The following is an 18,095-nucleotide window of genomic DNA, read 5'->3' as shown; positions in this document are numbered from 1 at the left end:
ACGCGAGCAGGTGCTGGATCCTATGACGGCCTACCAGATCACCTCGATGATGGAAGGGGTGGTGCAGGGCGGCACAGCATCGGTGCTGCGGGAGGTGGGCAAGCCGATCGCGGGCAAAACCGGCACCACTTCTGACGGAAAAGACGTCTGGTTCATCGGCTTTTCGCCTGATCTCGTCGTCGGTCTCTATCTTGGCTATGACAAGCCCCGCAGTCTGGGCAGAGCCGCGCAAGGCGGCCATACCGCCGCTCCGATCGTCAAGGATTTCATGAAGCTTGCGCTCGCCAACAAGCCGGCGATCCCGTTCAAGATTCCGCCCGGCATCAGGCTGGTCCGCGTCGATGCCAAGAGCGGGATGCGTCCCAACCCGGGCGAAGGTGGTCGCACCATACTGGAAGCGTTCAAGCCGGGCACCGCGCCGCCGGACAATTACGCCGTCGTCGGCGTGGTCGATGACGGACGGGTGCCGATGCAGCCGGGAATCCCGCCTGACGCCACCAATGTCATGCGCCCCGGCGCGCTCTATTAGAGCGTTTTCCAGCGAAAGCCGCCCCGGACTTGATCCGGGGTGGACACCGGTTCGCGTCAAGAAAACACGTCAAAACAAAAATCAAGCCCGCCGGCATCAAACAAAACCCGAGTTCACTAACCTGAGCCGATTGCGCTTTGCGGCTTACGCCGCTACATCCGGCCCGTTGAACATCTATCCGGTAGCGGTTCCATTTAGACAGAAGAGACCATGCGCGCCGAAGTCGAACGCCTTGTTGAAGAGATCAAGCAGTCAGTCGGGCTGCTGAGGAGGCATCTTTGACGTCGAGAAATCGACGGCACGGCTGGCCGAGCTGAACAAGCTCGCCGAAGACCCCAACCTCTGGAACGATCCCCAGAAAGCCCAGAAACTGATGCAGGAGCGCACCTCGCTGGTGGATGCGCTCGAGGGCATCGGCAAGGTGGAACGCGAGCTCGACGACAATGTCGAGATGATTGCGCTCGGCGAGGCCGAGAACGATGAAGGCGTGGTGCTTGAAGCCGAGAACGCGCTAAAGGCCCTGAAGAAAGAGGTCGCCCGCCGCGAGCTGGAAGCGCTGCTGTCCGGCGAGGCCGACCGCTTCGATTCCTATCTAGAGGTGCATGCCGGCGCCGGCGGCACCGAGAGCCAGGACTGGGCCGCGATGCTCCTGCGCATGTATACGCGCTGGGCCGAAAAACACGGCTTCAAGATCGAATATCTGGAAGAAACGCTTGGCGAAGAGGCCGGCCTCAAGTCCGCGACCATCCAGATCAGCGGACACAATGCCTATGGCTGGCTGAAGACCGAAGCGGGCGTGCATCGCCTGGTGCGGATCTCGCCGTTCGATTCCAACGCGCGCCGGCACACCTCGTTTTCTTCCGTGGCGATCTTTCCGGTCGTCGACGACAGCATCAAGATCGACATTAAGGAATCCGACGTACGCACCGACACCATGCGCTCGGGCGGCGCCGGCGGCCAGCACGTCAACAAGACCGAATCCGCGGTGCGCCTGACGCATATTCCGACCGGCGTCGCGGTGGTCTGCCAGGCCGGCCGCTCGCAGCACAAGAACCGCGCCCAGGCGTGGGACATGCTGCGCGCGAGGCTCTACGAAATCGAGCTGAAGAGGCGCGAGGAGCAAGCCGCCGCCGATCAGGCCGCCAAGACCGATATCGGGTGGGGCCACCAGATTCGCTCTTACGTCCTGCAGCCCTACCAGATGGTGAAGGACCTGCGCACCGGCGTGCAGACCTCGGACACGTCGGGCGTGCTCGACGGCGACCTCGACGAGTTCATGGCGGCGACGCTGGCGCAGCGCGCGTTCGGCACGGCGCCCGGCCAGGTCGAGGACGTGGACTAATCCATGACCAACGTCGGCTTCATCGGGCTCGGCCGCATGGGCCATGGCATGGCCAGCCGCTATCTCGATGCAGGTTTCACGGTTGCGGTGTGGAATCGTAGCAACGCCAAGGCGGAAGACCTGATCGCGCGCGGCGCGCGCTGGGCTTCATCTCCGGCCGACGCCGCGAACGGCGCCGATGCCGCCGTGACCATGGTCGCCGATGACGACGCATCGCGTGCCGTCTGGCTCGGCAAGGATGGCGCGGCTGCAACGATGAAGGCGGGCAGCCTTGCGATCGAATGCTCGACCGTGTCGCACCAGCATGCGCTCGACATGGCGCGCGAACTGCGCGGGCGCGGGCTCACCTTTATCGATTGTCCCGTCACCGGCCTGCCGCAAGCGGCGGCAACGGGCAAGCTGACGCTGCTCGTCGGCGCCGACGCCGCTGATCTAGAACGGGCAAAGCCCTATCTCGCGCCGATCGGCGACGTGATCAGGCATTTCGGTGCGGTCGGCACCGGCACGGTGTTCAAGCTGATCAACAACCTGATGGGCGCGGTGCAGATCGCGAGCCTCGCCGAAGGCATCGCGATGGCCGAGCAGGCCGGACTCGACATGAACCTGGTCGCGGAAGCGATGGCGACCGGTGCGGTCGCATCTCCGCAGGTGATCCGCCATTCAAAACGCATGGTGGCGCGCGATTTCACCGGCGCGTCGTTTACCTCGGCACTGCGTTACAAGGACGCAGCTTACGCCGTGAAATTGGCCGAGAGCCTGCTCGCCGACGCACCGCTACTCGGGCGTGCCGCGGTCGATGCCTACGCCCGCGCAAAGGCCGAGATGCCCGACGATGATGAGGGCAGGATGATCGAGATCGTGTCGCGGCCGAAATAGCCGTTGCACAATCGTATTCGGGAATCGGGTGGCAAAGTCCAGCGCGACTTAATAGACCCGCCTGTCTTCCGGATTTGAATCGCCATGACCGCTAACGACAACCGGATCGACGCCCGCGACTGGTCGCTGCTTGGCCTGCTCTCCGTCCTGTGGGGCGGGTCGTTCTTCTTCAACGGCGTGGTGCTCCGCGAGCTGCCGCCGTTCACGCTCGTGCTATTGCGTGTGCTGCTGGCCGCCATGATCCTGCTGCCCGTGCTTTGCGCGCAGCGACTGCCGTTTCCGACGGGGTGGATGGGCTGGAGGCCGTTCTTCCTCGTCGCCTTGTTCAACAATGTGCTGCCGTTCTCGCTGATCGTCACCGGACAGATGTACATCCCGAGCGGGCTGGCTTCGATCCTCAATGCCACTACGCCGCTGTTCACGGTGGCGGTGATGGCGGCGGCGGGCGAGGAGAAGCTCGTCATCAGGCGTGTGGCCGGTGTGACCATCGGCCTTGTCGGCGTCGTGATCCTTCGCGGCAGCGGATTAGGTTTTGCCAACGGGCAGGGGCTCGGCATCCTGCTGTGTCTCGCGGCGGCGCTGAGCTACGGCATCTCTGCGCTGATAGCGCGGCGCGCGCTATCGGATTCGCCGCCGCTTGCCACCGCCACGTTTCAATTGATGGCATCGAGCCTGATGATGAGTGTCGTCGCCGGCATTTTCGAGCGGCCGTGGCAATTGCCAATGCCTGATACGGTGACATGGTTCGCCGTCATAGGCCTCGCCGTCTTGTCGACGGCGCTGGCCTATATCGTTTTCTTCCAGGTGCTGCGGCGCTCCGGTGCCACCAACGTCATGCTGGTGACGCTGCTTGTGCCTGTTACGGCCATCCTGCTCGGCTCGCTCGTGCTCGGCGAGCAGATTTCGCCGCGTGAGATAGCGGGCGCACTGGTGATCGGCAGCGCGCTGCTGTTGATCGACGGCCGCGTGCTGAAGTTTCTCGAACGTTAGTTGGTTCGCGCAGGCGACGCGAGCCGGCTTGACATTTGCCTATATAGCAATAGGATTTGCCTTATAGGCAAACGGGGAGAGCAGCGTGGTTTCGGCAGAAGCTGGCCGGAGCGCCCGCGAGGCGGCGCGCCTTGCCGCAATTGGTGCCGTCATTCGCAGGGCCCGTTCGGCGCGCGGTTTGACGCTTGACGAACTCGCCGGAATGGTCGGGCTATCCGTGACATTTATCTCGCGGATCGAGCGCGGACTGATCGCGTGTTCGATCGGCAATCTCTTGGAAATTGCCGGCGTCCTTCAGTTGCCGCCGGCCGAATTATTTGCCGACATCGAAGGAGAGGACCGGACGCGCGCGTATCGCGTGGTGCGGTCAATCGATGCCGTTCCATCGAAGGGCGCTGATGCAGACTATGCCTGGCGCAAACTCGCTTCAGGCGTGGGCGAGCAGCGGCTGGAAACTTTTCTGCTCGAATTGTCGGCAAAACCGCGCAAGCCGACGCTGGTCGCGCACCCGGGCGAAGAAATGTGCTTCGTCCTCGAAGGCAGTGTCGAATTTCAGGTGGGGGACGAAACTATCGCGCTGGAACGCGGGGACTCGATTCATTTGCGCTCGGACGTACCGCATATGGCGTGGGCGCGGGGGTCGCGCAGTGCGCGCCTCCTCATGGTGACATCAATCGAAAATCAGTCGGCCATCGCGGTTGAGTGGTGGAGCAATATTGCGGGCAGGAAAAGCGAACGAGAAAGCACGGCGAAAGGGAGAGCAAAATGAGTGCTATCAGCAAGGAGATTCCCGATACGGCGGCCGCAAATGCGGAATTGACGACCGCGCGCGAAGCGTCGCGAAAGGACCACAAGCCTTACGAGGCGCGCCATTTCGAGGAAGTCGAATGGGAGACGATCCGCTGGCCGGGCGAGACAGGCAAAATGCTTTTTCATCCGCGACCGGAACGCCCGACCGAGCCGAACGCAGGAATTCTGCGGCTTGAGCCCGGCGCCTATCATCCCGAGCACTATCATGGCTTCGCACAGGTCTGGCATATCCTCAAAGGCGAGTTTTCGATCGACGGAACGCTGCATGGTCCCGGAACGGTGCTGTTCCATCCCGACCCGCACTTCGAGGGCGAATTCCGCACCGAAACGGGCGGGGAGATATTCATCGTCCAGTACCCTGGTCCGACGACCGGTGAGCGCCCAATCTATAGCGGCCGGTTCAACATGGCGGAACGCAAGGTGGTTGCGAGCGAACGCGTCGATCTCTGAGCCGGCGGATCACCCGATCTCAAGGAAGAAGCGAATTATCGCGTAAGCTGACTGGAAGCCGATGTCTTCTTCCAGTCGGCAAGCCAGCTTCTGAACCTTCCGCTGTCGCGCTCGCCGCCGTGCCAGGCTGCGGTGACTATGCCGTCACCGGCCACCAGCACCACGACATCGAGCCCCTTGGAACGGCGCAACGTATCGATCGCCTGCTGCGGGGTCTGCGCGATCGGCCCTGCGACATTAAAGGAGGTGTTGACGGACAGCTCGACGCCGATGTGGCGGCCGAGCGCCTTCAGATAGGCGTAGGTGAGGGGATCATCGTCTGCGCGCACGATCTGGATGCGTCCGGTGCCGTCGGCATGAATGACCGCCGAAATTTTTTCGCGGGCATGCGGCTTCGAATGCGCTGTCAGCACCATGTAATTGTAGGCGTTATATTGGGCATCCGCAGCGCCGGGCAGCAGTTCGAAATATTCTTTTGCAGCTTCCAGCGTTGCCATCGGCGCCAGCGGCCGAATGGCCTCGCGGTACTTGACGCGTGCGTTGAGCAGCTCGCGCACCGCCGGGTCGCAGGGGTTGGCGAGAATTGAGCGATGGCCGAGTGCGCGGGGGCCCGTTTCGGCCGCGCCCTGGTACAGCGCGATCACGCCGTTTCGCGCCACCATGAACGCCATCAGGTCGGCGATCGCTCCAAGGCCTTCAGGCGTGGAGATATCGCCAATCGTTTGCGAGGTGATGTCATCGGCTGCGACTGCGTGGACGATGTCGCCTTGCGAGGGCGGCGTGCCGCAATAGAAGGCGTGCGTCATCGGCGCGCCGCGCGGAGCGCTCGCCAGATGCGCGAACAGCCAGGCGGCGCCGATGGTGACGCCGGGGTCGCCGGGCACCGGCGGCACCCACAGATGCAGCCGCGCATTGCGCCGCTGCGCGCCAGCAAACCACGCTTCGTTGAAATGTTCGAGCAATCGCATATTGCCGACCGCGTTCAGCGCAACACCGCCGGTCAGCACCAGCCGGTTGGCGCCGGTCGTGCGCAACAAATGATCGACAACGTGGATCATGGCGTCCTCGAACACCAGTTGCGTCGCGGCTGCCTTGTCGAGACGGTCCTTGGTATCGCGACGGTGGTGGATGTCCTCGACACGCAGCATCGCATCCGGATTCCAGAGCTGGTCCGGCTTAAGCGGTTCACCGAGAATTTTGGTGAGCGCTTCCTTGTAGGGATGGTCGAACGGGTCGCAATACCAGTTGGCCAGCGCGCGATTGAGCCTGATATCGCCGTTCGCCCCAAAATGCAGAACGTCGCGCAGCCGCGCGTAGTAAGGATTGCTGGCGCGGTCCATATCGCCCCAGGCGGCAGCGCCCATGTAGCGGCCCTCGCTGGACAGCCAGGTCCAGCCGCCCTGTGTCGACGAGATCACGCTATAGAATGCACCGAGTGAATCGAACATGCTGTCGTTGCAGTAGAGCCGGCGCATCGCGCCGTTCTCGACCACATAGAGCGAGATTGAGCCTTGGTCGCCGGTTCCGTCGAGCACCGCAATCGCGGTCGGCGTGCCGTCGTCGGCGAATGGCGAGGCAGCGTAGGAAAACCATGCATGGTTGTCGTGATGCGGCAGGCAGATCAACGGCAGGCGCTCGGCGAGCCCGAGCTGGCGGGCGAGGATTTTTGGCGTCCGCGTCATCTGGTCGAGGCGGCGGCCGTCGAAGCCTGCGGCCTCGGTGGTGCGCAGGAGTTTTATGCTCTGCGGCAGTTCCTCGACCACTGTGCGCGCCAGCGTACCGGCGAGCGTCGGGTAATCCCAACTCGTGAGCCAGGCATCGATGTCGCCGATGTCGCGGCCCATGTCGCGCAGCGTCGCCACCGCCGCGTCGATCGACAGCTTCGGGTATTCGGTGGTGTGCTTGTTGCCGGAAAAGCGTTCTTCCTCGTTGTTGACGATCAGCCGTGGCCCATCCGCCTGCGTCACCTCGACCAGCGCCAGACCTGAATTATGCGTGCCGGGCGCGCCGAGACCTGCGAGATACACCGTTTCGCCCCGCGCCAGTTTGTCGCGAACGCGTGCGATCCGCGCATCGGCGAATTCAGAGCCAAGCTGATGAAATCCCGCAGCACGCATGGTCTTTGCAGCGAGCCAGCGCGCAAAGCGAAATCCACCCGCCGCGAGTTTTGGGTATCGCGGACCAATTCGTGTGTTCGGTTTCAAGCCTTAGTCCAACCTCTGGGCCTCGCCATCGCGCAAGGTCATGCCTGCAGCCCGCATCAATCACAATTGGCGCCGGGCAACAATGCCGTTTTGTCATACGGAATAGGCGTATGCTTGCAAGCGCTGAAGCGGCTTGCGAGACGGCGAGGTATGGGAAGTATTCGGCGACACCTTCACCGGCGAGGTTGGGCACTAGAGGATAAGGCACCACGCGTGGTGCCTTATCCTCGACCGTCACTATTCCGGAATATCCGGCTCCACGAGCAACGCGAGCTGGGCGAGCGACTGTTGCCAGCCGAGATAGCAGGCTTCGACCGGGATCACCGTCGGCAAGTTTGTCTGTTCGATGTTGATCTCGGTTCCGACGGAAACCGCTTTCAGCGTCACGGTGACCTCGATGACGCCGGGCAAATTGGGGTCGTCGAAACGATCGGTGTAGCGGATCCGCTCGTTGGGCACGATCTCCAGATATTCTCCGCCGAACGAATGGCCGGCGTTCGTGGTGAAATTCGTGAACGACATTCTGAACGTGCCGCCAACCTTCGCCTCGAATTGGTGGACCTTGCAGGTGAAGCCGTAGGGCGGCAGCCACTTGGCCATGGCATCCGCATCGAGGAAGGCGCGAAAAACCTTCTCCGGCTTGGTGGCGAGGACACGATGCAAACGAACGGTATTGCCTTGGGACATGACGTTACTTTCTCCATTACTGAGCGGAGTATATAGCGGGATTTGGTTGGGTCCGCTCAGTCTCTGCCACAAGGACGCCTGACCTCGATGCGATCCGACACGGGGCCAAAAAAATTTCACCGACGCGGGCGCGCCGGTTCCGCTCACATGCCGGTAGACCGGCGACATGTTGCGCGATCAACAAGCGATCACGCCAGTTCTGACGGCGCGATGCTAGCCTGAACTGAGCCGCACGCCCGCGCGCAGGAATTTCTGCGGATCGACGGCGTCGCCGTCGATCCGCGTTTCATAGTGCAGATGCGGACCGGTGGAGCGGCCGGTTGAGCCGACGGCGCCGATGACCTGGCCAATCTTGACGAAGTCGCCGACCCTGACGTGAATCTCCGACAGATGGCCGTAACGGGTCGACAGGCCGTTGCCGTGATCGACCTCCACCATACGGCCGTACCCGCCCATCCATCCCGACGACACCACCTTGCCGTTCGCGGTGACGCGCACCGGATCGCCGCTGGCGGCGCGGAAATCGAGGCCGGTATGCATCGCGGGCCGGCCCAGGAATGGATCGCTGCGAACACCAAAGCCCGAGGTGAATTCGACTTCGCCGACCACAGGTTTGCGGTAGGGCACCAGTGCGAGCGTCGCGTTGAGGCGCTGCATCTGGGCGCGGGTGAGATTGATCCGGTTGAGCTGGCGTTCGAACGCACCGGCATCCGCCGGCAGCTTCACCGGCACGAACGGGCCACCAATGGCCGAGCGCGGCGTTGCGGCTTCGAGCTGCGCCATATTGAGGCCGAGATCGGTGAACACGCCACGCATGCGGCGCAGCCGCGATTCCATGCTGTCCTCGACCGAGCTCAAGGCCGCCATCTGCCGCCGCTCGACGGTGTCAAGCGAGGTCTGCAGGCGGACCAGGACATTGTCGACACCCTGAACCTTGGCGAACTGATTTGGCTGCGGCTTGGCGACGGCAGGCGTGCGCGATTCCAGCCGAGCCTCGCGATCCGGCGGCGCCACGAAGATCACGGTGTCGCTGATCGGGGAGGGTTTTGGGTTGCCGGAAGCGGGCGTCTCCACGGCCGCGCCGCGCGCTGAAGGTCGAATCGAGCCAGTCGCCCCGATATCCGGCATCGCGCCAAGGGCAGTGGCGCGCGCTTCGAGCGCGGTCTGGCGGCGCATGATCTGGTCGAGCTTCTGGTCGAACTGTTCCTGATCGAGCAACTGGCGGCTGGTCGTGCGGTCGACCTTGGCGCGCAGCTCCGCGATGCGGTCTTCATAGGCGTATTGCATCTCTGCCTGCCGGGCGATCAGCCGGGTCAGGACGTCGTCGCGAAACGCGAAATAGGTCGCGGTGGCCGCCGACCACATGCCAAGCAGCACGATTGTGCCGACGACGATCCAGAACACGACCGGGCCGAGCCTGACCTGCTTGCCGGCATGGACGATGGTGTAGCCGTCACCGTCCAGCGCTGCGGCTTTTGCGGCATGGGGTGCCGGACGGCGGGGCGGCGTCCGGCCATGATCGTGGGGATGGTGGTGATCGGAATAATGACCGGAACGGTACGACATCGGCACTCCCGCGCCGGTCGGAAATCAGCTCCGTTCGGCTCAATTTGCGTGCCGATTTGACCCATTCATGGTTAATTTTTGGGAAAGGGAACCTGCCGATCACATGGCGCGGACCGCGGCCAAGACCTCGTCGGCATGGCCATCGACCCGCACATTGCGCCAGATCTTGGCGATCCGTCCGTCGGCGCCGATCAGAACCGTCGTTCGAATGATCCCCATGAAGGTCCTGCCGTACATCGATTTTTCGCCCCAGGCGCCATAGGCCTCGAGCATCTCATGCTGCTCGTCCGAAATCAGAGGAACCGAAAGCTGGTGCTTGTTTCGGAAGGATTCCTGGGCCTTTACGGTGTCGGCCGAGATTCCGAGCACCACCGCTCCCGCATCGGCAAACTCACTATCAAGCCGCGTAAAGTCGATCGCCTCCCGGGTGCAGCCGGGCGTGTCGGCGCGGGGATAGAAAAACAGCACCAGTTTCCTGCCGGCATAATCTGCCAGCGAAACACTGCCGCCGCCGTCGCGCGGAAGGCTGAAGGGGGGCGCCATGGCGCCTTCGACCGGTCCGATTCCGGCAACCGGCTTGGCAACCGGTTTGGGCGTATCCGATAGATTGGATTTTATTAACTGTTTCGATGTCGGCTTGTGCGACGCTTTGACTGAAGGGGTCTTGGCTGTCGTCGCCGGTTTCTTGGCCGTTTTCGTGGCCGGCTTCTTGGCGGCGGTTTTGGCGGCCTTGTTGGCTACCTTGGTGGCAGGCTTTTTGGTCGATGCCGGCGTGCTGCGGCGGGTGGTCTTGCTGGCAGTCTTGGCCGCGGCCGGTTTTGCGGCGGAAGTCTTGCGGTTCTTGGGGGGTGGCATGGAGGATTTCTTGCGCGTTTTCTTGGACATACGCCTTCCTTTCGTCGCTTTCCGCAGATCAACCATTAGGGTATTGCGGGTCTCGCCTTTGACCGTCGGATTCGCTCCGGCTGCTGGGCAAGTTTGATGACCCCGGAGTATGGTTACAAGGAATTCGACGCTACCCCCGTCCGCTCGTCGATGGGACCGCCCAATCAATCCTTGGGCCCGACCACGAGTAACAGTATTAATCGAGGAATGGCAGCGATGCCGGCACAGGAGCGCTCGATACCGATCGAAGAGCGTGCCCTTGGCGGCGATCAACCTCAGCGCCGGCACCGAGAGGCAATGGCTAAGAATACTTCGCCCAAGGGGTCGAATCCGCGTGCCGGGGCTCAGCAATGGGATGACGCTGCGGGCTGGGACCAGGACGAGGCGGCGGGCTATCGTGCGCGACGGCTGTTGTCGCGCTCCAATTCCCGATTCCACCGGTTCGGCGACAAGTTCTCAGCGCTCCAGCAATGGATGACCGGCGAGCGCTGGGTCAAGCGCCTGGCGATCGTGATCGCGGTGCTGGCGGTGATTTTCACCGGTTGTTTCGGCGGTCTGTGGTGGCGGCTCGGCGCCGGGCCGATCAATCTCGACGTCGCGACGCCATGGCTGGCGGCCGCGATCGAAGACAATATCGGTCATGGCAACACGGTCGAGGTCGGCGGTACGCAGATCGAGCGGGCCGGACGGATTCGAATCGCGGTGCGCATCCGCGACATCGTGGTCCGCGACCGCGACCAGGTCGTCGTCGCCACCGCGCCGAAGGCCGAGGTGAAACTATCGGGCATGGCGCTCCTGATGGGGCGCCTGCGCGCCGAGAGCCTCAATCTGGTCGATGCCGAACTTTCGGTGCGAATCACGCCCGATGGCCAGGTGACGGTGTCTGCCGGCGATACCGCCAAGCCGCTGGCGACCGGCGTAGCCTCCAAGCGCGATGCCGGCATGCCCCCGACATTCCCCCGCCAGCCGCCTGCGCCGCCGCAAGGTGCTGCTGCGACGGCTCCCGATACCACGCAGAACGGATTGCTGGCTGGCCTCGACTGGCTCGACAGCCTCAGCCTGACCGGCCTCGACGGCCAGAACCTGAACGAGATCGGCCTCAAGAACGGCAATCTCATTGTCGACGACCAGCAGCGCGGCAACAAATGGAATTTCGAGAATATCAGCCTCAGCATGCGCCGTCCGAGCAGCGGCGGGGTTGCGGTGAGCCTTGGCGAGCAAGGTGCGCATCCCTGGTCGCTCAAGGTTGTGGTCGGACCACAGCAGAACGGCGTGCGGTCGGTGGATCTTCGCGCCGACAAGGTGCCTGCCGCCAACATCCTGCTTGCGATGCGGGTCAAGGACCTGACCTACAGCGCCGAGCTGCCGCTTTCCGGAGAGCTGAAGGGCGAACTGGGCCGCGACGGTCTGCCGACCTATTTCCGCGGCAAGATCACCGCCGGCGCCGGGAACCTCATCGACACCGATACGCCTGACTATCCGATGCCGATCGATTCGGCGGAGATGAGCGTCGAATGGGATGCCGGACGACGCGTGCTGGTCGCGCCCTTCAAGGTCGTTTCCGGTTCGAACCGGATTACGCTGCTCGGCCATCTCGAGCCGCCCAACGGCGCCACCACCGAATGGCAGGCCGGCCTTAGCGGCGGCACCATCCTGCTGGCCGGCACCGACAACGAACCACCGCTGATCTTCAACCGGATCGCGATCGGGATGAAGTTCGACACCGACCGCAAGCGCGTGGTGCTCACCCAGGCCGACATCAGCAACGGCGAGATCGGCATCGCTGGCACCGGCAGCATCGACTATGCGAACGAGGCGCGGCTGCAGCTCGGTTTCGCTGGAACGCCGATGTCGGCGTCAGCCCTGAAGCGGATGTGGCCGATCCTGATCGTGCCCGAAGTGCGCGAATGGGTGATCGAGCGGATCGAGCGCGGCACGCTCCAGCGCATCGAGGTCGGCGTCAACTCGCCGGTGCGCAATCTGTCGCGCAAGGGGCCGCCGATTCCGGACGACGGTCTGGCCGTCAACATCGTCGCCTCCGGAGTTACCGCGCGTCCGGTCGATGACATGCCCGCGGTACGCGATGCGGATTTGAAAGCGCGGGTTACCGGACGAACGGCAACGGTGACGATCGGGCAGGGCATTGCCGACACGCCCGCCGGCCGCAAGATCAACATTTCTGATTTCACCTTCGAGGTGCCGGACATGGCGCCAAAGCCTTCGCCCTCGCGGGTGAAGTTCAGGGTCGATGCGTCCGTGCCGGCAGCGGCTGAGGTTCTGGCGTCCGACCGCATCAGCGATCTCTCCGGCACTCTGATCGATCCAAACGCCAGCAAGGGAAACGTTGCCGCCATCATCACGCTTGGCATGCCGGTCAAAGGCTCGATGACCAAGGCCGATACCACCTACACCGTGATTGCCGATCTGGCCGGGTTTGCCGCGGACAAGCTCGTGATGAACCAGAAGCTGGAATCCAATACGCTCAAGGTGCTCGCCAATAACGCGGGCTACCAGGTCAAGGGCGACGTCAAGATCAACGGGCAACCGGCTTCGCTGGACTATCGCAAGCCGAGCGAAGGCGACGCCGATATCAGGCTGCAGGCGACGCTGGATGATGCCAGCCGCGCGCGCCTCGGGATCGATTTCGGACCGGCCGTGAGCGGCTCGATCCCGATCAAGGTGGTCGGCAAGATCGGCGAGAACGACAGCCGCGTCGGCATCGAAGCCGATCTGACCTCGCTGCGACTCGACAACATCCTGCCGGGCTGGGTCAAGGTGCCCGGCAAGTCGGGCAAGGCGACGTTCAATGTCGTCAAGAAGGAGCAATCGACGCTGTTCCAGGACATCGTGGTCGAAGGCGGCGGCGTTTCGATCAAGGGATCGCTGGAAGTCGACCAGAATGGCGATCTGTTGAACGCGAACTTCCCGACCTACGCGCCGTCGGACGGCGACAAGACGACGTTGAAGGCCGAGCGCGGCACCGATGGCGTCGTGAAGGTCACGATGCGCGGCGACGTGTTCGACGGCCGCGGTTTCCTCAAATCGGCGATCTCGGGCAAGGAAGCCGACCCCAAGAGCAAGTCGAGGAACATCGATCTCGATATCGACGTCAAGCTCGGCGCGGTCGCCGGCTTCAACGGCGAGGCGTTGCGCAGCGTCGACAGCAAATTCTCCCGCCGCAACGGCGTCGTCAAAAATTTCACGCTCTCCGGCAAGGTCGGGCGCGACACGCCGGTGACCGCCGATCTGCGCGGCCGCGGGCAGGGACAGGGACGCGACATCATCATCCTGCAGACCAACGATGCGGGTGCTTTCTTCCGCTTCACCGACACCTACTCGAAAATGGTCGGCGGACAGCTCTCGCTTGCGATGGAGCCGCCGACGGTCGAACCCAGCGCCAAGGACGGTCTGATCAACGTCCGCGATTTCTCCGTCAAGGGTGAGGCCGCACTGGAGCGCGCCGCCGCGGGCGGAGCGGCCGGCGTTCAGAACGGCATTTCCTTTACGGCACTGCGCGCCGAGTTCACCCGGCAGAGCGGACAGCTCACGATCCGCGATGGTGTCGTGAAGGGTCCGATCATCGGCGCGACCATCGAAGGCAGCATCGACTATGTCGGTAATGCCGTGCGCATGAGCGGCACCTTCGTTCCGATTTACGGATTGAACAACATGTTCGGCCAGATTCCCGTGCTCGGCCTGTTCCTCGGTGGCGGCAGCAATGAGGGGTTGATCGGCGTGACCTATGAGGTGGTCGGCACGCCTGGCCAGCCCGTGCTGCGCGTCAATCCGATTTCGGCCGTGATGCCCGGCGTGCTGCGCAAGATCTTCGAGTTCAACACCGGCAAGCAGAACAACGCCCCGATCGAACTGCCGCCGAATAATTAGTCAGGCACCGCGGCAGGTTGGTGGATGATCGAATGGAAGCTTCGGGATGGGAAGCTTTCTCTCGGTTGAAATCACTGCTCTGGTCTGCTTGCCAGACATGGATCCAGCAGGACATGGTTGACGTCGCGTCGTCGATATCCGCCTCTCACGATGACCCTGTCGCCAACCGCTAGGCCGTTGGATAGGTAAGTCACGCACATGATCCTGATATCCGGCGGTGAGCACAGCACGAGATACCACAAGACTTGATCCGTCTGCACGGCTGTGAGATTGCCGACCACCGAGAGATCGATCCGGTAATCGAGTTCTGGAATGCCGTCCGCCATCCGCCTGACATCCTTGCAGTCGGCTGGCCTCCGCGCGGGCTGCTCTGCTTCGGAAAATGCCGGACGGTCGGCAAATATATCGTTCGACGCGATTGATGGAGTCGAGCTCGGCACTGCAAAGCACAGGACAATGGTTGCTACCGATAATCCGCCAGTTGCTGCGTGCATTCGGCACCTAGCCAGAGGCCATGGCCGAGACCGCCCGCGCGACCGAAGCCAAAGTGGCGTTTTGCTGCGCGGCAGAAACGGTGGCGCCAGTCAGATAGGCGGTGATCACGATGGGCGCCTTGCGGGGTGGCCAGATCACAGCAACGTCATTGTTTGTGCCTCGGGCACCGGTACCGGTCTTGTCGCCGATGCGCCAGTCTTTCGCAAAACCTGCACGCAGTCGCGCGTCGCCGGTCTTGTTGGCGACCAACCATGCCGTTAGTTGCTCGCGCGATGCTGCCGACAGCGCTTTAGTCCCAAGGATCAGCGCTTGCAAATTCGAAGCCATCGCATTCGGTGTCGTGGTATCGCGGGGATCGTCGGGCAAAGCCTCGTTGAGCGAGGGTTCGTCCCGGTCTAGCCGCGTGACTTGGTCGCCGAGGCTCCGCACGAAGGCCGTCAGCCCCGGCGGTCCGCCGATGCCGGCAAGCAGGAGATTGCCGGCCGTGTTGTCGCTCAACGTCACCGCCGCTTCGCAAATCTCAGCGAGCGTCATGCCGTCGCCGCCGACGCGCTTCTCGGTTACGGGTGAGTACACGATCAGTGCGGATGCGTCGAAGGTTATGCGCCGCGTCAACTGTTCCTTGCCGGCATCTACCCGTGCCAGGATCGCGGCGGCTGCCAGCATCTTGAAGGTGCTGCACATCGGAAAGCGTTCGTCACCCCGGTGGACATGACGAGCACCCGTTGCCGTGTCCAGGACGCAAACACCGAGCCGGCCGCCGCTCTCGCGCTCCAGACGCCTGATCTCGTCGATCAGTGGTTGATTTGTAATCGATGCACATATCGCCTGCCGGCCGCTCAAAGCAGTCGCTAGCAGCGCTGCACCGCATCCAAGCTGTAACTGCCTTCTCGTGATCACTAGGAATCCCTCCTTGCTGCGCGCGGTAAGGTGCCGATCGGTCGCCGTCTTGACAAACGATGAGTTCTGCGGGCAGGCATAAGAAAAACTAGGGACAAGCAATGCGGCGCCGGATGAAGCTTTCGCACCTTCCGCTCAATGCGCTACGGGCCTTTGAAGCGACAGCGCGCCATCTCAGTTTCACCCGTGCTGGCCTGGAGCTTCGGGTTACACAGGCGGCCGTCAGCCAGCATGTGAAAGTGCTGGAGAACCGGCTAGGCGTACAGTTGTTTCGCCGGCTGCCCCGCGGCGTTGCGCTCACCGATGAAGGACAGTTGCTGCTGCCGAGCATTGTCGAGGCCTTCGGCCGGCTCACCGAAACGCTCAATCGTTTTGAAGACGGCCACTACCAGGACGTCATCGCGGTCGGTGTGGTCGGTACGTTCGCTTCCGGATGGCTGTTGCCGCGGCTCGATGCTTTCAGGAAAGCCTATCCACGGATCGATTTGCGCCTGTTCACCAACAACAATCGCATCGACATTGCGGGTGAAGGCCTCGATTACGCGATCAGGTTTGGCGATGGCCTTTGGCACGGTACTGAGGCGACCCACTTGATGGCAGCGCCGTTTACCCCATGCTGCGCGCCTTCGCTGGCTCGCAGGCTGAGCCGGCCGGCCGATCTCAAGCGCGAGGTGCTGCTGCGTTCCTACCGACAGGAGGAATGGCCGCGATGGTTTACCGCCGCGGGACTGCAGAGTCCGGTCCTCAAGGGAATGGTATTCGATTCATCGATCACGATCGCCGGTGTAGCGGCACGTGGTTTCGGCGTTGCGTTGTTGCCGGCGGCATTGTTTCAGGACGAGATCCGCCAGCGGCGGCTGGTACGTCCTTTTGAGATCGAAGTCGCGCTCGGCGATTATTGGATCACGTCGCTGCACTCCCGGCGACCGACAGCCGCGATGCTCTCATTCAAGAGCTGGCTGCTTGAAACGATCGCGGCGACAAAGAGGAGCCCTGGCAAGCAGGCCCGGACGTAGCTACCGCCGCAGCGCCGGCACGACCAGGAACGGAATCATTCCGAGTACCACGGCCACCAGCGCGAATGCGATCACAGGGTTGTAGCTGTGGGTCCAGTCGTGGATCAGGCCGCCGGCCCAGGCGCCGAGCCCCGAGCCAAGGCCGCTGCCGATCGAGATCGTGCCGTAGATGGTGCCGACCCGTTCACCGCGAAAGATATTCATTGCGGTTGACGTGATCAGCGGGCCGCGCGAGCCGATCATGCTGCCGAAGGTCACGACGAAGGCGCCGAGCAGCCAGAAGTTCGGATAGAACTGCAGCAGCCAGAGCAGGATGATGCCGACGATCGAGATAGCGTAGCTGAGCAGCACTGATGGTCGTCGTCCGATCATTGCATCGAGTTGGGTCACGCCCAGCATGCCGAACAGCAGCACGACGCCGGAAAAGCCCCAGGCGGTCGCGGCCTGCAGGGGCGGGAAGCCTGCATCGATCAGATAGGCGACGATCTGCGCCGCAAGCGCATACATCCCGACGGCCGTAAAGAAGAAGGTCGAAAACAGTGCCCAGAATGCGTGGTGACGCATCGCGCTGCCGAGCGTCCAGCCGCCGTCGACGAAATCGGGATCGGCCTTTTTCGCGATGTGCGGTGAGCCCGTGGAGAACAGCCGCCATGGCAGCAGCAACAACGGCAGCAGCAGGCAGAGCGCAATGATACCGAACGTCTGGTAGGCGCCGCGCCAGCCGATGTGATCGATCAGAAGCTGCGATGCTGGCAGCAGCACCAGCACGCCTGCGCCGGCGGCGGAATAGACCACCGCCATCGCGGTAGGCAATCGCCGGCCGAACCAGCGGCCAAGCAGAATCGAATTCGGCACGTTGCCGATGAATGCGATGCCGATCCCGACGGAGAGGCCGACGCTCAACTGGAATTGCCACAGCGCCTGTGCGCGTGACGCCATCAGAAACGCCCCGCCGAGCAGCAGCAGTCCCAGCGAATAGACGGCGCGGGGGCCGTACCGGTCGAACAACCGCCCCACCACCGGCGCCGTCAGTCCGCCCGCCAGCCATGTCAGCGAATAGACCGAAACCACTTCCGCGCGGTCCCAGCCGAAATTCTCCGAGATCGGTTTGAGGAAAACCGTAAAGCTCTCGCCGAGGCCGCGGCCAAGCAGCGCCAGCGTGAAGCACAGTGCCAGCACGTTGAGCGCCATGCGCCCCGGCTTGAGCGGCTTGGCTGTCGCGTCCCTCTCTGGCGTCTTTTCTTCCATGAGACGCAGGGAGCGCGTTTCCGCTGATACCCGCAAGCGTCAAAAAGTGAATGCGCCTATGCAAGGCCGAGCTAGTTTCTTTGTTTCAGCATGATCTCCGGGCAAACGCTGCGCGTTGTCCTGAGGGAAAACCGGTGTCCACTTTTCCGGATCATGCTCTAGGGTCTGTTGGGATTCAGGATTCTCATCCGGGCTTGGTTGTGATTCAAGCT

The 18,095-nt window shown here is 62.9% G+C and carries 15 protein-coding genes; 8 read left to right on the top strand and 7 right to left on the bottom strand.

Going from position 1 to position 18,095, the window contains the following annotated elements; translation table 11 throughout:
• The 6 genes from CQ13_RS36545 to CQ13_RS36520 form a co-directional block, all read left to right on the top strand.
• Positions 1–529, top strand: a 529-nt coding sequence (locus tag CQ13_RS36545) for a penicillin-binding transpeptidase domain-containing protein (RefSeq protein WP_249762050.1), incomplete at its 5' end; no start/stop codon positions are given.
• Positions 530–739: 210 nt separating this feature from the next.
• Positions 740–1,871, top strand: a protein-coding gene (gene prfB / locus CQ13_RS36540; protein ID WP_156434126.1) for a peptide chain release factor 2 whose coding sequence is annotated in 2 segments (ribosomal slippage) — positions 740–808 and positions 810–1,871 — 1,131 coding nt in all. Because the reading frame shifts where the segments join, the coding sequence is not laid out codon by codon here.
• 3 nt (positions 1,872–1,874) lie between these two features.
• A complete protein-coding gene (locus tag CQ13_RS36535) occupies positions 1,875–2,747 on the top strand; it encodes an NAD(P)-dependent oxidoreductase (protein ID WP_057847606.1) in 873 nt (290 codons plus the stop codon).
• An 84-nt stretch (positions 2,748–2,831) separates the two neighbouring features.
• The gene (locus tag CQ13_RS36530) at positions 2,832–3,737 is read left to right on the top strand and encodes a DMT family transporter (protein ID WP_057847605.1); all 906 of its coding nucleotides are present in this window, start codon (positions 2,832–2,834) and stop codon (positions 3,735–3,737) included.
• Between the two features lie 85 nt (positions 3,738–3,822).
• Positions 3,823–4,506, top strand: a complete 684-nt coding sequence (locus CQ13_RS36525; protein WP_057847604.1) for a helix-turn-helix domain-containing protein — start codon at positions 3,823–3,825, stop codon at positions 4,504–4,506.
• Positions 4,503–4,997: a cupin domain-containing protein gene (locus tag CQ13_RS36520; RefSeq protein WP_197427563.1), complete on the top strand. Its 495-nt coding sequence runs from the start codon at positions 4,503–4,505 to the stop codon at positions 4,995–4,997. Before CQ13_RS36525 ends, CQ13_RS36520 begins: the two co-directional genes overlap by 4 nt.
• A 35-nt stretch (positions 4,998–5,032) precedes the next feature.
• On the opposite strand, the gene CQ13_RS36515 is transcribed toward CQ13_RS36520, so the two are convergent.
• The 4 genes from CQ13_RS36515 to CQ13_RS42165 all read right to left on the bottom strand — a co-directional run bounded on the left by CQ13_RS36515 (position 5,033) and on the right by CQ13_RS42165 (position 10,339).
• Positions 5,033–7,201: a carbamoyltransferase C-terminal domain-containing protein gene (locus tag CQ13_RS36515; protein ID WP_057847603.1), complete on the bottom strand. Its 2,169-nt coding sequence runs from the start codon at positions 7,199–7,201 to the stop codon at positions 5,033–5,035.
• 237 nt (positions 7,202–7,438) lie between these two features.
• A complete protein-coding gene (locus tag CQ13_RS36510) occupies positions 7,439–7,888 on the bottom strand; it encodes an SRPBCC family protein (RefSeq protein WP_057847602.1) in 450 nt (149 codons plus the stop codon).
• A gap of 213 nt (positions 7,889–8,101) precedes the next feature.
• Positions 8,102–9,454, bottom strand: coding sequence for a M23 family metallopeptidase (locus CQ13_RS36505; protein ID WP_082637869.1), 1,353 nt, complete (start codon positions 9,452–9,454; stop codon positions 8,102–8,104).
• Positions 9,455–9,553: 99 nt separating this feature from the next.
• Entirely contained in the window at positions 9,554–10,339 is a 786-nt protein-coding gene (locus tag CQ13_RS42165) for a peroxiredoxin (RefSeq protein WP_082637872.1), read from the bottom strand.
• A 216-nt stretch (positions 10,340–10,555) separates the two neighbouring features.
• Here CQ13_RS42165 and CQ13_RS36495 point away from each other — a divergent pair, with 216 nt between their 5' ends.
• Positions 10,556–14,224: a YhdP family protein gene (locus CQ13_RS36495; protein ID WP_057847610.1), complete on the top strand. Its 3,669-nt coding sequence runs from the start codon at positions 10,556–10,558 to the stop codon at positions 14,222–14,224.
• Between the two features lie 71 nt (positions 14,225–14,295).
• On the opposite strand, the gene CQ13_RS43925 is transcribed toward CQ13_RS36495, so the two are convergent.
• The gene (locus tag CQ13_RS43925; RefSeq protein WP_156434125.1) at positions 14,296–14,550 is read right to left on the bottom strand and encodes a hypothetical protein; all 255 of its coding nucleotides are present in this window, start codon (positions 14,548–14,550) and stop codon (positions 14,296–14,298) included.
• A gap of 175 nt (positions 14,551–14,725) precedes the next feature.
• Positions 14,726–15,619 carry a class A beta-lactamase gene (gene bla / locus CQ13_RS36490; RefSeq protein WP_057847600.1) on the bottom strand — a complete coding sequence of 298 codons (894 nt, stop codon included), beginning with the start codon at positions 15,617–15,619 and terminating at the stop codon, positions 14,726–14,728.
• Between the two features lie 113 nt (positions 15,620–15,732).
• On the opposite strand from bla, the gene CQ13_RS36485 reads away from it, so the two are divergent.
• The gene (locus CQ13_RS36485; RefSeq protein ID WP_057847609.1) at positions 15,733–16,635 is read left to right on the top strand and encodes a LysR family transcriptional regulator; all 903 of its coding nucleotides are present in this window, start codon (positions 15,733–15,735) and stop codon (positions 16,633–16,635) included.
• Here CQ13_RS36485 and CQ13_RS36480 read toward each other — a convergent pair whose 3' ends face one another.
• Positions 16,636–17,883, bottom strand: coding sequence for an MFS transporter (locus tag CQ13_RS36480; RefSeq protein WP_057847599.1), 1,248 nt, complete (start codon positions 17,881–17,883; stop codon positions 16,636–16,638).
• Positions 17,884–18,095: the final 212 nt, after the last annotated feature.

This window comes from Bradyrhizobium retamae, from assembly GCF_001440415.1.
GTDB lineage: Bacteria > Pseudomonadota > Alphaproteobacteria > Rhizobiales > Xanthobacteraceae > Bradyrhizobium > Bradyrhizobium retamae.
Note: the sequence above shows the minus strand (reverse complement) of the source record. Positions and strands in the feature narration are given on the sequence as shown.